Origin of the sequence: Halomonas sp. (genome assembly GCF_041689495.1) — a bacterium.
In the GTDB taxonomy this organism is placed as follows: Bacteria; Pseudomonadota; Gammaproteobacteria; order Pseudomonadales; family Halomonadaceae; genus Halomonas.
Genome location: NZ_JBDNGD010000395.1, coordinates 1 through 12,849, shown reverse-complemented (window position 1 = coordinate 12,849; position 12,849 = coordinate 1). Strand labels below are relative to the sequence as shown.

The window sequence follows — 12,849 nt, the reverse complement described above, 5'->3', positions numbered from 1 at the left end:
GCCGGTCGTGGTATCGAAGAGCCACCGGAGGCTGTGCTGCGTGAGCAGATTCTCGAACAGATGATCATCGAGGAGATCCAGCTGCAGATGGCCCGAGAGGCCGGGCTCTCCATCGACGATACCGAGCTCAATGGTCAGGTGCGTGCCATTGCCGAAAGCAACGGCATGACGCTCGAACAGTTCGCCGACGCCCTGGAGGCAGATGGCCTGAGCCTGGCGGTAGTGCGTGAAGAAGTCCGCCGCAAGATGTTGCTGCGTGAGTTCCAGCAGCGTCGGGTGGGCAGCCGTGTCTCCATCAGCGATCGCGAGGTGGAGCAGTTCATGGAGCAGCAGGGGGCAAGCCGAGAAGAAGCCCGCCAGACCGTATTCCAGCGCAAGGCAAACGAGGAACTCGAGGTCTGGTTGCAGGAAATCCGGTCCCAGGCCTTCGTGGACAATCGACTTCGCTGATGGGGGAGGCGACTGGCCCTGTCCTGGCGCTGACTACCGGCGAGCCCGCCGGAATCGGCCCGGAGCTTGCGGTCATGCTGGTGGAGGGTCCGATCCTGCCGACACGGGTAGTGGCGGTGGGTGATCCTGCCATGCTCGCCGATCGTGCGGCTCGGATTGGCCGCCGAACCGAGGTTATCGAGCTCAGCCCGGGTGAGCCAGTTCCCGCTCCCCGCGTGGGGCGGCTTCCGGTATGGCCGGTGACGTTGCGGGTACCCTCGCGTCCCGGAGAGCTGGACGTCGCCAACGCCGCCTATGTGCTCGAGACCCTGGATATGGCGGTGCGCGCCTGCCAAACCGGTCAGGCCGAGGGTATGGTGACTGCCCCGCTGCACAAGGGCGTCATCCTCGACGCCGGTCATGCCGGCTTCATGGGCCATACCGAGTACCTGCGCGATGCCTGCGGGGTCGAGGAAGTGGTGATGCTGCTGGCCACTGACAGCGCTCTGCATGCCGCCGAGCCTGGCTGGTCGGGGAGTGCGTCTCTGCGTGTGGCCCTGGCCACCACTCATCTTGCGCTGCGTGAGGTGGCCGATGCGATTGACGGGCCCCGTCTGATCCGCCTGCTGCGCATCCTCCATGCCGATCTCCAGCGCTGGTTCGGTATCCGCCATCCCCGTATCGCCGTCTGTGGCCTCAATCCCCATGCCGGTGAGGGGGGGCATCTGGGTCGCGAGGAACTCGAGATCCTTGCCCCGGCCATTGAGGCGCTGCGCGCCGAGGGGATGGACCTCGATGGCCCGCTGCCCGCCGATACCCTGTTCACCCCGCGACATCTCCAGGGGGTCGATGCGGTCCTGGCCATGTATCATGATCAGGGCTTGCCGGTGCTCAAGTATGCCGGTTTCGGTCGGGCGGCAAACATCACTCTGGGCCTGCCCTGGGTGCGCACCTCGGTAGACCATGGCACGGCGCTGGATCTGGCCGGCCGTGGCGTGGCCGATCCGGGAAGCCTAAGGGTGGCCCTGAACCTGGCCCTGGACATGGCGAGATGCCGCGGCGTCGCCTGAGTTCCGGTCTCCGGGCGTGAGTCGTCATTTCTCTACCCAGCGCGTCCACAAGGATCCTCTCGAATGGTATCCCGCCCAACGGCTCATCGGGCCCGCAAGCGTTTCGGCCAGAACTTCCTGCGCGATGCGGGGGTGATCTCCCGCATCGTGCATGCCATCCATCCCCGCACCGGCGAGCGATTGGTGGAGATCGGTCCGGGTCAGGGAGCGCTGACCGAGCCCTTGCTCGAGGCCGCGGAGGGTCATCTCGAGGTGATCGAACTGGACCGTGACCTGATTCCCGGTCTGCGGGTGCAGTTCTTCGCCTACCCCGGTTTCATCATCCACGAGGGCGATGCCCTGAAGGTCGACTTTCGCGTCCTGCGGGGCGAAGGTGAACCGCTGCGCGTGGTGGGCAACCTGCCCTACAATATTTCCACACCCTTGATCATGCACCTGCTCCAGGCCGGCGATGCCGTCGCGGACATGCATTTCATGCTGCAGAAGGAGGTCGTCGACCGTCTGGCGGCCGATCCGGGTGGCTCCGAATGGGGGCGTTTGTCGGTGATGGCCCAGTACCATTGTCGGGTCGAATCCCTGCTCAAGGTGCCGCCGGAGGCCTTCGTGCCCAGGCCCAAGGTCGATTCGGCCATCGTTCGCCTCACACCCCATGCGGCGTTGCCGGATCGCGCCGCTGATGAGGTGCTGCTCTTCGACCTGGTTCGCCAGGCCTTCGGCCAGCGACGCAAGACCCTGCGCAACAACCTCAAGGGCCGCATCGACGCCGCCGACCTGGCGGCCCTGGATATCGATCCCGGGCGCCGGCCACAGACGCTCTCCATTGCGGAGTTCGTACGTATTGCCAACCATCTGGCGGATGCCGGAGAAGGAGAGACCCCATGAGCGCCATGACAATCGATGAGCTCGACTCCGGGTTGCATGTCGACGTCGAGCCGGATTTCCGCGAGGCGGAGTCCGCCCCTGGCGAACAGCGCTTCGTGTTCAGCTATACCGTCACAGTGCACAACGATTCGCGGCGCAGCGTGCAACTCCTGGCTCGCCACTGGAAGATCACCCAAGGCAGTGGCAAGGTACAGGAAGTCCGTGGCAAGGGGGTCATCGGGCAGCAGCCGATGATCGCGCCGGGACAGGTATTCCGCTATACCAGCCGGGCGATCCTCGAGGGTCCCGTGGGCGTTATGGAAGGGGCCTATACCTGTGTGGATACCGCCAGTCAGCGCCTCTTCGAGGTTCCCATCGCCCCATTTCGCCTGGCAAGCCCCAATCAGGTGCATTGATCGCGCCACGCCAATCCAACCGGACAGGGAGCCAAGATGACCACCTATGCCATCGGCGATCTCCACGGTTGTCATGCGGAATTCGTCGCACTACTCGAACGCCTTTCCTTCGATCCGCGCCATGATCGCCTCTGGCTGGTGGGTGACCTGGTCAATCGAGGCCCGGACTCGCTTGCCTGCCTGCGCGAGGTCATGGCCCTGGGCGAGGCCGCAGTCACGGTGCTCGGCAATCATGATTTTCATCTCCTGGCGGTGGCCCGGGGAGGCGCCAGGGAAAATCCCAAGGACACCCTGGCCGCCATCCTGGCCGCGCCGGATCGTGAGCGACTGCTCGACTGGCTCCAGGCCCGGCCCCTGATGGTGCGAGAGGATTCCAACCCCCGCGGCCGTACGGTGATGACCCATGCGGGCCTGCTGCCCCAGTGGTCGGTGGATCAGGCCGAGTCCCTCGCCGACGAGGTTCAGGCCATCCTGACCGGCGAGAATCCGGGGGCCTTCCTCGAACAAATGTATGGCAACGAGCCGGCCCTCTGGCGCGATGATCTCGACGGCATCGAGCGGTGGCGATTCATCGTCAACGTTCTCACTCGGATGCGTTTCATCGACCCCCGAGGACGGCTGGATTTCACCGGCAAGGAAGGCCTGGACACTGCACCTTCCGGCTTCGCTCCCTGGTTCCAGTATCCCCGCAACGACGATGTCCGGCTGCTGTTCGGTCACTGGGCCGCCCTCCAGGGTGAGCCCCCGGCTAGCCGTGTGACGGCCGAGGCCTTGGATACCGGCTGTGTCTGGGGAGGCGGCCTGACCGCCCTGGACCTGTCGACGGGAAAGCGCACCCGGGTACCCAGTCGCCGGGGTCCGGCCCGATGACCGATTCTGCTACCTTACCAATCCTACTGACATGGAGTCCTTCATGACTGACGCCATGACCGATAGTGCCTTTCAACACATGGATGTCTCGACCCTTGCGCACTGGCTCGAGGGTGATGGCGCTCACACGCTGCTGGATATCCGGGACCCTGTCAGCTATTCCAATGGCCATATTCCCGGTAGCCGCCATCTGGATAACGACTCGGTGGCCGCCCTGGTCGCCGAGAGCCCGGTGGACCAGCCCCTCGTCGTCGTCTGCTACCACGGCCACTCCAGTCAGCAGGCCGCCGCCTGGCTATCCCGCCAGGGGTTTTCGCGGGTCTACAGTCTCGATGGCGGCTTTACCGAATGGCAGTGGTGCCAACCCGACAGGGTGGAGTCCTGACCCATGGCCGGGAACGGGTACCTCAAGGGCCTCGAGGTGTATCGGGTGGGAGGCGCGGTTCGCGATGCCCGGCTACGCTGGGCGGTCTATGATCAGGACTGGGTGGTCGTGGGTGCGACGCCTGAGACCATGACCCGCCGTGGATTCAAGCCGGTGGGCCGCGACTTTCCGGTCTTCCTGCATCCGGAGACCCACGAGGAATATGCCCTGGCGCGTACCGAACGCAAGTCGGGGCACGGCTATACCGGCTTCACGATTCACGCCAGCCCCGAGGTGACCCTGGAGGAAGACCTGACGCGTCGCGACCTGACCATCAATGCCATGGCCGAATCCTGCGAGGGCGAGCTGATCGATCCCTATGGCGGCATGGCCGATCTCGAGGCCAGGGTGTTGCGCCATGTCTCCCCGGCCTTCAGTGAGGATCCCCTGCGGGTCCTGCGCACCGCGCGATTCCTGGCACGCTATGCCGGTCTTGGCTTCGTCATCGCCGAGGAGACACGAGACCTGATGGCTGACCTGGCGGCGAGCGGCGAGGTGTCCCATCTGGTGGCCGAACGCGTCTGGATAGAGACCGAGAAGGCGCTGGGTGAGCCCTGGCCGGAAGTGTATTTCCAGGCCCTGGACGACTGTGGTGCCCTGGAGGTGCTCTTCCCGGCATTGGTCCAGGACCGTGACGCTCTGGATGAGGCCCTGGGCCGCCTGCATCGCCTGCCGGAGGATATCGACAGCGAGGCGGTCAGTCGCTGGCGCTGGGCGCGATTGGTGGAGCATCTCGGTGAGGCCTGTCAGGCACGCCTGTCCGAGGCGCTGCGCCTGCCCAGGGCCCATGTCGCGCTCGCCCGCCAGGCCGCCTTGACACGCCGCCTTCGCCTGGACGCACAGCAGCAGTCACCGGACGGTGCACGGGTCCTGGCCTGGCTGGACGCTATCGATGGCTGGCGACGCAGCGAGCGTGTCACGCCGTTGATCAGCCTGGTCAGCATGGACGACCCCGTCCTGGCCCAGGACCTGGCGCTGGCCTGGCGCCTGGCGGCTCAGGTGTTGCCGAGGTCCCTTGTGGAGGAGGGCTTCAAGGGACGTGCTCTGGGAGAGGAGTTGGCCACGCGACGGCAGGCGGCGATCGAGGCCGCCCTCGTCGATCCCGACGCGACCGCTTGAGTCGGGATCGCCGGTGCCGCTGGCCGGGTGTCAGTCGGCCCGGGATATCGTGCGGCCCGCCCAGGTGAAGTCCACCGGCCAGAGTCGCTGTCCCTCGGCATCGAAGCGTGACCAGAGTGCATCGTAGCGCTCACTCACCACCGGATGCCTGGCGTCGGGCAGCAGCTCCGCCATGGGCAACAGCACAAAGGCGTGGTGGAGGATCTCGTCCCGGGGCAGTTCGACGCCGTCGTGTCGCCCAGTCAGGTCGCCCACGGTCAGCAGGTCGATATCCAGGGTACGGGGGCTGAACTTGGGGCTGTCCTTGCGGCGGCCGTTGGCATCTTCGAGGCGCTTGCACCAGGCCTGGAGGTCGCCCACCGGCCAGTCGCTATCGAAGGCCACCACCAGGTTGTAGAAGTTGCGACCATCCTCGAAGCCCACCGGCTCGCTCTCGAAGACCCGCGAGATGGCCAGGGCGCCGAATGCTGTCTCGAGGGCGTCCAGGCAGGTGCGGACATGATGCCCCCGGTCGATATTGCTGCCGATGCTGACGGTGATCCTAGCCACCAGGTGACCTCCGGTTGCCGCGTTCGATGCGCACCCCGACCGAGGCAGCCGCCGCCACTGCGCCGGGCTTGCGGACCGTCAGGCGCAACCAGGGAAGGGAGAATGCCTCACACAGCAGGGTAGCGAGTCGGTCGGCGAAGGTTTCCACCAGAGCGAACTCATGGCTCGAGGCAAAGTCGCCGATACGGGTGCTGATCGCGCCATAGTCCAGCGTCAGGGAGATATCGTCGGCCTGGGCGGCGGGGCGGATATCGGTGGCCAGTTCCAGGTCGATCTCCAGCCGCTGGGTAATGCGTCGTTCCCAGTCGTAGACGCCGATGACGGTGTCGACACCGAGCGACTCGATCAGCACTGTATCCATGGGGCAGGTGTTCCCTGGGTCGATGATGAGAGTTGGAGAATTGCCGGCGATTGTACGCCAGGCACCGCCAGGACGACACCGTACCCGCGGGTCCGGCTGTCGGTTGACTCCGGTGCCTGGCAGAATCCGGGTATCGCCCCATCACAGAGGTTCTTGGGTGGTGTCAGACCTCGTTGTTGTTCTATCATTGCTGGTGGCGCTGGGGTATCTCAGTGGCTCCTGGCTTGGCGCCTTGACTGTCTGCCGCCTGGCCGGTGTCAGGGATCCGCGTCTCGCCGGTTCCTGCAACCCGGGGTTTTCCAATGTGCTGCGTCTGTATGGGCGTCGACTGGCCCTGGCGACCCTGGTGGTGGATGCCGTCAAGGGCATGCCAGTGCTGGTCCTGGCCATCCAGCTCGGCCTGCCTCCCTGGGGCCAGGGTCTGGTCGGCCTGGGCATACTGCTGGGCCATGGCTATCCGTTGTGGCATGGCTTTCGCGGCGGCAAGGCGGTGGCCAGTGCCTTCGGCGTGATGCTGGTCCTGACCCCGGCTGTCGCCTTGATCTGTGCGGGCCTCTGGACGCTGCTCGCCTGGCGGGTGCATACCGCATCGGTCGCCTCCTTGACCAGTGCCGCCATGGCGCCCCTGGCCAGTCTGTGGCTGGCCCCCGATTATGCCCTGGTGGTCACTGCCTTCACCCTGCTGGTGCTGATTCGCCACCTGCTCAACATTCGTCGACTGGGACGCGGCGACGAACCGAGGATCTAGGGAATCTTGAGGGTATCCATCGGCCAGCGCGGTACCGCCTTCATGATGCCGGTCTCGTCGTGCTCTCCGGCCAGCAGGCGTTGTGCCCCCGCATAGGCGATCATGGCGCCGTTGTCGGTACAGAAGCGACCCCGGGGATAATAGGCACGGGCGCCGCGCTTGTGAGTCTCGCTCTCGAGTCGCTCGCGCAGTCGACTGTTGGCGCTCACGCCGCCGGCGACCACCAGACGTTTGAGTCCGGTGTCGTCCAGCGCACGACGGCACTTGATCACCAGGGTATCCACAACGGCTTCCTCGAAGGCGCGGGCCACGTCGGCGCGGGCCTGGTCGTTCAGTCCACCCTCGGCCTCGAGCTTGCGGATGGCGGTCAGGGTATGGGTCTTGAGTCCGGAGAAGCTGAAATCGAGGCCCGGTCGGTCGGTCATGGGGCGCGGGAATCGCAGGCGGGTCGGGTCCCCGCGCTCGGCGAGTCTGGCCAGGTGCGGGCCGCCGGGATACGCCAGTCCAAGCATCTTCGCCGCCTTGTCGAAGGCCTCACCGGCGGCATCATCCACCGATTCACCGAGCAGTCGGTAGCGTCCCAGTCCCTGAACCTCGACGAGTTGGGTATGTCCTCCGGAGACGAGGAGAGCGACGAAGGGGAAGGCGGGGGGCGCTTCCTCCAGCATCGGCGCCAGCAGGTGTCCTTCCATATGATGGACCCCGAGTACCGGGATGCTCAGGGCCCGTGCCATGCCATGAGCCGTGGCGGCGCCCACCATCAAGGCGCCCACCAGCCCGGGCCCAGCCGTGTAGGCGATGGCATCGAGTTCCCGGCGCTGCAGGCCTGCCTCTTCGAGGACCTGCCGGATCAGCGGCAGTAGCCGCCGGGTATGATCCCGGGAGGCGAGTTCGGGGACTACGCCGCCATAGTCGGCATGCATGGCGACCTGGCTGTAGAGGGCATCGGCGACGAGGCCGTGCGCCGTGTCGAAGACGGCGACGCCGGTTTCGTCGCAGGAAGTTTCGATGCCCAGTACGCGCATGGTGGTGACTCTGCCGTGCAGTAAAAAGCGGTATTCTACGTGGTTCGTCGCCGGGACGTCAGGGGTGGGGCGGAAACGGTTTGCAATGCTTTCTGCCCGCGTCTAATATACCGTGCGCTGCAAGACTGGGTCGTGCGCCCAGGTGGCCTGTTTTCGTGAGGCATCCATTCCGAGTCCCGAGGGATGGAAAGCGCCTTGCTGGCTACCGGGTGTGCGTACAAACCGAACTCAAGATTCCTAAGGTAGGTGAGTGCTTAATGCCTTCTGTCAAAGTACGTGACAACGAGCCGTTTGATGTCGCCTTGCGGCGCTTCAAGCGTTCCTGTGAAAAAGCCGGTGTTCTCTCGGAAGTGCGTCGTCGTGAGCACTACGAGAAGCCGACTGCGGAGCGCAAGCGCAAGGCGGCGGCTGCCGTCAAGCGTCACGCCAAGAAGCTTCAGCGTGAGCGCAAGCGTTTCGAACGGCTCTATTGATCCGTACGTGAGCCGACGGCGGTACATGCCGCGTGTCGGCTCGGGAGGGACGCCAAGCGGCTGCCATCGGGTGGCCGCTTGTTTTTTCCGGCGAGCGCTTTTTCCATCGACGGGCGCGCCGGCAGCATCGAGTCGCAGCCCATCGAGGTGAATCACCCGCATGGCCGGTCAGATTCCGCAACGCTTCATTGATGACCTGATGGCCCGCGTCGACGTGGTCGAGGTGGTGGGCGAGCGAGTGCCTCTCAAGAAGGCCGGCCAGAATTATTCGGGCCTCTGTCCCTTTCATCATGAGAAGACTCCCTCGTTCACCGTCAGTGCCGACAAGCAGTTCTATCATTGCTTTGGATGTGGTGCCCACGGCACGGCCCTGGGTTTCCTGATGGAATACGACAAGCTGCGGTTTCCCGAGGCTGTGGAACTACTCGCCTCACGCCTGGGCCTCGAAGTACCTCGCGAGGGGACCGATGATCCCAAGACCCAGGCACGAGAGCGCAAGCGTCAGGAGGGGGTCAATCTCCTGGAGTTGTCGGCGTCCTACTACCGCGAACGGCTGAAGATGCCCGAAGCGGCGACGGCTCGGGACTATCTGGCCAGTCGCGGCCTGTCACCGGAGATCCAGCAGATCTTCAGCATCGGCTATGCCCCCGATGCCTGGGACGCCCTCAAGCGTCACCTGGGGGAGCGTGGGATCGGCGAGGCGGTCCAGGTCGAATACGGTCTGCTGGTCCAGCGTGAAGAAACCGGCCGGACCTATGATCGCTTTCGCGACCGGGTGATGTTCCCGATCCGCGATATCAAGGGACGCACCATTGCCTTCGGCGGGCGGGTGCTGGGCGATGCCAAGCCCAAGTACCTCAATTCTCCGGAGACTCCGGTCTACCACAAGGGCCGGGAACTCTACGGGCTCTTCGAGGCGAGGCAGGCGGACCATCGCCTGGAACGGGTGGTGATCGTCGAAGGCTACATGGATGTAGTTGCCCTGGCGCAGTTCGGGATTCGCAACGCCGTGGCCACTCTGGGGACCTCTACCAGTGATGAGCATCTTTCTCGGTTGTTCCGGCTGGTGAGCGAGGTGGTGTTCTGCTTCGACGGTGACAAGGCCGGCCGGCAGGCCGCCCGCCGAGCCCTGGAGACAGTACTGCCGCTGATGATCGATGGCCGCCAGGCACGCTTCCTCTTCCTCCCCGAGGGCGAGGATCCGGACACCCTGGTGCGGCGGGAGGGCACGCAGGCATTCCATGACAGGATCACCTGTTCGAGCCCTCTGTCTGAATTCCTCTTCGAGCAGGCCGCGACCGGCCGTGATCTGGAGCGGGTGGAGGATCGCGAGCGCTACGCCAGCCAGGTCCTGGCCGCTATCGCCCGCTTGCCGGAAGGCGTGCTGAAATCGCTGATGCTCAGTGAACTCTCGCGGCGAACCGGCGTCGATCAAACACGTTTCGAGGCCTTGCTGACACGCGCCGAACCGCCGGCAGCATCGGCCCGCGACGCCTCTCTCACCGCTGAGGTGGCGCTGCCTTTCCGGGGCGAGACGTCACGTGGTCTCGCGGGGTCACTGAGCCTGGTCGCCAGGGTCCTGCAATTGCTGGTGCATGAGCCGGGGCTGGTGTCGCGGCTACCCGAGGGCGAGGACTGGTGTCCACAGGAGGATCCCGATGGGCGACTGTGCCGCGAGGTCATCCGCCTGCTGAGGGCGGGGCGTTATCGAAGTGCCCAAGTCCTGCTGGCGCATTTTCACGGTACCGAGGAAGGCGAAAGGCTGGCGGTGCTGGTGAGGCGGGAGTTGCTGATTCCCCGCCGGGCCAGGGATGCCGAGCTGGATGGCTTGGTGGCCCATTTCGTCCAGAACCAGCGGCGGCGTTCTCCGAGGGAGGAGATCGATGTTCTGCTGGCCAGGGAAAAGGCCGGCGACCGCCTGTCCCGTGAGGAGAAGCAGCGTCTGATGGTGCTGTTGACCGAATTGCGCGATTGAACCAAACGGAGAATCTGGCCCGGTGATTGGCATCCGGGTTGAATTTTCTCCTAATATCACCATCTAAAAGGGAAAGTGCCCGCACCGGGCGCAACCTGACAATTTAACACACCTGAATGACCGCGCAAATAGACCGAACTGGCAGAAAAGTGCTTTTTGCCGCTATACTGTTCGGCTTATCGAGTTTCATCCGCCCAAGTGGTTCAAGTGGTTCAGGTGCTTCATTCTTCTTCGTCGAGATAGGGTTTCTATGGCTGGAAATGCGCAGCAGCAGTCGCGTCTGAAGGAGTTGATCGCGCGCGGCAAGGAACAGGGTTACCTGACATATGCCGAGGTCAACGACCATCTACCCGAGGATATTGCCGACCCCGACCAGGTAGAAGACATCATCGGCATGATCAATGACATGGGAATCAGCGTCGTCGAGCAAGCCCCCGATGAAGATGATCTTCTGATGTCCGATCATTCCACCGACGAGTCGGCCGCCGAGGAAGCGGTAGCGGCGCTCGCCGCGGTGGAAAGTGATGTGGGGCGCACCACCGATCCGGTCCGCATGTACATGCGCGAGATGGGCACGGTCGAACTACTCACCCGCGAGGGCGAGATCGAGATCGCCAAGCGCATCGAGGAAGGCACCCGCGAGATGCTGTCGGCGCTGGCCTATCTGCCCGGTGCCGTGGAGTCCATCCTCGATGCCTATGATGTCACCCAGGATGAGGAGATGCCAGGTCGCCTGTCCGACCTGTTTTCCGGCTTCATCGACCCCGATGAGGGAATCCCCGGCATTGCCGAGGCGGAGGTGCCCGAGGAAGAGTCGCGGGTCGAGAGTGACGGCGACGAGGAAGTCGAGCAAGAGACCACGGGAGGTCCCGACCCAGAGGAGGCGAAGGCCCGGTTCGAGCAGATCCGGGAGCAGAATGAACTCGTCCGTGCCGCTATGGAGACCCATGGTCGCGATTCCCGGGAAGCCCTCGCCGAGCGAGCGCGCCTTGCCGAGCTGTTCTCGCCGATCAAGCTGGTCCCGAAGCACTTCGAACGCCTAGTCAACCAGGTGCGGATCAGCGTCGAGCAGGTCCGCACCCAGGAAAAGGCCGTGATGCAGCTCTGCGTCAAGAAGGCCAAGGTGCCGCGCAAGACCTTTATCAAGGCATTTCCCGGCAACGAATCCCGCGCGGATTGGCTCGACGACTTCGTGGCTGGCCATGCTCGCTATCGGGATCGGCTGGAGCCGCTGCGCGGTGATATTGCCCGGGCCCAGCGCAAGATTGCCTTCGAGGAGGTAGTGGTTCAGCTGCCGGTCTCCGAGATTAAGGAGGTCAACCGTCGGCTGTCCATCGGTAAGGCCAAGGCACGCCGGGCCAAGAAGGAAATGGTCGAGGCCAACCTGCGTCTGGTCATCTCGATTGCCAAGAAATATACCAACCGCGGCCTGCAGTTCCTCGACCTGATTCAGGAGGGCAACACCGGCCTGATGAAGGCGGTGGACAAGTTCGAATACCGCCGTGGCTACAAGTTTTCCACCTATGCCACCTGGTGGATCCGCCAGGCAATCACCCGGTCGATCGCCGACCAGGCCCGCACCATCCGTATCCCGGTGCACATGATCGAGACCATCAACAAGCTCAATCGCGTGTCGCGGCAGATGCTCCAGGAGATGGGGCGCGAGCCGACCCCCGAGGAACTCGGTGAGCGTCTCGAGATGCCCGAGGACAAGGTGCGCAAGGTGCTCAAGATCGCCAAGGAGCCCATCTCCATGGAGACGCCCATCGGTGATGACGACGATTCGCACCTGGGGGACTTCATCGAGGATGGCACCATGCTGCTGCCCATCAACCTGGCCACCGGCGAGGGCCTGATCGAGGCGACCCGTAACTTGCTCGGTGGCCTGACGGCGCGTGAGGCCAAGGTGCTGCGCATGCGCTTCGGGATCGACATGAACACTGACCACACCCTCGAGGAAGTCGGCAAGCAGTTCGATGTGACCCGCGAGCGGATTCGCCAGATCGAGGCCAAGGCGTTGCGCAAGCTGCGCCATCCCAGCCGTTCCGAGCCGCTGCGCTCCTTCCTGGACGAATAGGTTTCCACGGCGAACGAGCGGTTCACGCTCGACCGAAACAGACAACGCCCGCCGCCTCGTGCTGCGGGCGTTGTCGTTCTGGGGCTATTGTCTCTGGGGCTTATTGTCTCTGGGGCTATGGTCGCTCAGGCGCTGTTGTCGCTTGAGCCTCATGTCAGTTTGCCCTTACGGGGCGGTGAGTCGGGCACGGTGCCAGCGTCTGACCAGCAGGGCTAGCTCGATGATGGCGATCGGATCAGGATATAGCCAAAGAGCTCGACCACCTCCTCGGCGGCATCCTTGAAGGAGCGTTCGTAACGCTCGCCGAGGATCGCCATCCATACCTCGCTGCGCCCGTAGAGGCGCGAGAACACGTAGGTGGTCAGGAAGCCGGAAGCGAAAAGCCCGAAGGAGAGGCTGTTGGCATAGCGGGCAAATTCCTCGACGAAGGCGCGTCGGCGACGAATCACCAG

Annotated in this window: 14 protein-coding genes and 1 pseudogene; 11 read left to right on the top strand and 4 right to left on the bottom strand. The window is 64.3% G+C overall.

What is annotated here, in order from left to right; translation table 11 throughout:
• From ACESMD_RS12605 to ACESMD_RS12575, 7 genes are all read left to right on the top strand, one after another.
• A partial coding sequence (locus tag ACESMD_RS12605) for a SurA N-terminal domain-containing protein (RefSeq protein WP_372613681.1) occupies positions 1 to 450 on the top strand: 450 nt, incomplete at its 5' end.
• The gene (gene pdxA / locus ACESMD_RS12600) at positions 450 to 1,499 is read left to right on the top strand and encodes a 4-hydroxythreonine-4-phosphate dehydrogenase PdxA (RefSeq protein WP_372613679.1); all 1,050 of its coding nucleotides are present in this window, start codon (positions 450 to 452) and stop codon (positions 1,497 to 1,499) included. The genes ACESMD_RS12605 and pdxA, both read left to right, overlap by 1 nt.
• 63 nt (positions 1,500 to 1,562) lie before the next feature.
• The gene (rsmA, locus tag ACESMD_RS12595) at positions 1,563 to 2,381 is read left to right on the top strand and encodes a 16S rRNA (adenine(1518)-N(6)/adenine(1519)-N(6))-dimethyltransferase RsmA (RefSeq protein WP_372613677.1); all 819 of its coding nucleotides are present in this window, start codon (positions 1,563 to 1,565) and stop codon (positions 2,379 to 2,381) included.
• A 5-nt stretch (positions 2,382 to 2,386) separates the two neighbouring features.
• Positions 2,387 to 2,776, top strand: coding sequence for a Co2+/Mg2+ efflux protein ApaG (apaG, locus tag ACESMD_RS12590; protein WP_372613683.1), 390 nt, complete (start codon positions 2,387 to 2,389; stop codon positions 2,774 to 2,776).
• 36 nt (positions 2,777 to 2,812) lie between these two features.
• The gene (locus tag ACESMD_RS12585) at positions 2,813 to 3,646 is read left to right on the top strand and encodes a symmetrical bis(5'-nucleosyl)-tetraphosphatase (RefSeq protein ID WP_372613675.1); all 834 of its coding nucleotides are present in this window, start codon (positions 2,813 to 2,815) and stop codon (positions 3,644 to 3,646) included.
• A gap of 43 nt (positions 3,647 to 3,689) precedes the next feature.
• Positions 3,690 to 4,031 (top strand): thiosulfate sulfurtransferase GlpE, encoded by a 342-nt coding sequence (gene glpE, locus ACESMD_RS12580; protein WP_372613673.1) that lies wholly within the window; start codon positions 3,690 to 3,692, stop codon positions 4,029 to 4,031.
• Between the two features lie 3 nt (positions 4,032 to 4,034).
• Positions 4,035 to 5,189 carry a polynucleotide adenylyltransferase gene (locus ACESMD_RS12575; RefSeq protein WP_372613671.1) on the top strand — a complete coding sequence of 385 codons (1,155 nt, stop codon included), beginning with the start codon at positions 4,035 to 4,037 and terminating at the stop codon, positions 5,187 to 5,189.
• A gap of 30 nt (positions 5,190 to 5,219) precedes the next feature.
• Here the strand turns inward: ACESMD_RS12575 and folK are convergent, their stop codons facing one another.
• Positions 5,220 to 5,738 carry a 2-amino-4-hydroxy-6-hydroxymethyldihydropteridine diphosphokinase gene (folK, locus tag ACESMD_RS12570; RefSeq protein WP_372613669.1) on the bottom strand — a complete coding sequence of 173 codons (519 nt, stop codon included), beginning with the start codon at positions 5,736 to 5,738 and terminating at the stop codon, positions 5,220 to 5,222.
• The gene (gene folB, locus ACESMD_RS12565; protein WP_372613667.1) at positions 5,731 to 6,099 is read right to left on the bottom strand and encodes a dihydroneopterin aldolase; all 369 of its coding nucleotides are present in this window, start codon (positions 6,097 to 6,099) and stop codon (positions 5,731 to 5,733) included. Before folB ends, folK begins: the two co-directional genes overlap by 8 nt.
• Positions 6,100 to 6,259: 160 nt before the next feature.
• Here folB and plsY point away from each other — a divergent pair, with 160 nt between their 5' ends.
• A complete protein-coding gene (plsY, locus tag ACESMD_RS12560; protein ID WP_372613665.1) occupies positions 6,260 to 6,847 on the top strand; it encodes a glycerol-3-phosphate 1-O-acyltransferase PlsY in 588 nt (195 codons plus the stop codon).
• On the opposite strand, the gene tsaD is transcribed toward plsY, so the two are convergent.
• Positions 6,844 to 7,872: a tRNA (adenosine(37)-N6)-threonylcarbamoyltransferase complex transferase subunit TsaD gene (gene tsaD, locus ACESMD_RS12555; protein WP_372613663.1), complete on the bottom strand. Its 1,029-nt coding sequence runs from the start codon at positions 7,870 to 7,872 to the stop codon at positions 6,844 to 6,846. The two genes, plsY and tsaD, sit on opposite strands and share 4 nt — an antisense overlap.
• Before the next feature lie 257 nt (positions 7,873 to 8,129).
• Between tsaD and rpsU the strand changes: the two genes are divergently transcribed.
• The 3 genes from rpsU (at position 8,130) to rpoD (ending at position 12,397) form a co-directional block, all read left to right on the top strand.
• Positions 8,130 to 8,345 (top strand): 30S ribosomal protein S21, encoded by a 216-nt coding sequence (gene rpsU / locus ACESMD_RS12550; RefSeq protein WP_016416934.1) that lies wholly within the window; start codon positions 8,130 to 8,132, stop codon positions 8,343 to 8,345.
• A gap of 160 nt (positions 8,346 to 8,505) precedes the next feature.
• Complete coding sequence (dnaG, locus tag ACESMD_RS12545) at positions 8,506 to 10,320, top strand: DNA primase (protein WP_372613660.1); 1,815 nt, start codon at positions 8,506 to 8,508, stop codon at positions 10,318 to 10,320.
• Between the two features lie 250 nt (positions 10,321 to 10,570).
• Positions 10,571 to 12,397: an RNA polymerase sigma factor RpoD gene (gene rpoD / locus ACESMD_RS12540; protein ID WP_372613658.1), complete on the top strand. Its 1,827-nt coding sequence runs from the start codon at positions 10,571 to 10,573 to the stop codon at positions 12,395 to 12,397.
• Between the two features lie 212 nt (positions 12,398 to 12,609).
• Here the strand turns inward: rpoD and ACESMD_RS12535 are convergent.
• Positions 12,610 to 12,849 (bottom strand): annotated as a pseudogene (locus ACESMD_RS12535) (hypothetical protein); the annotation flags it as partial.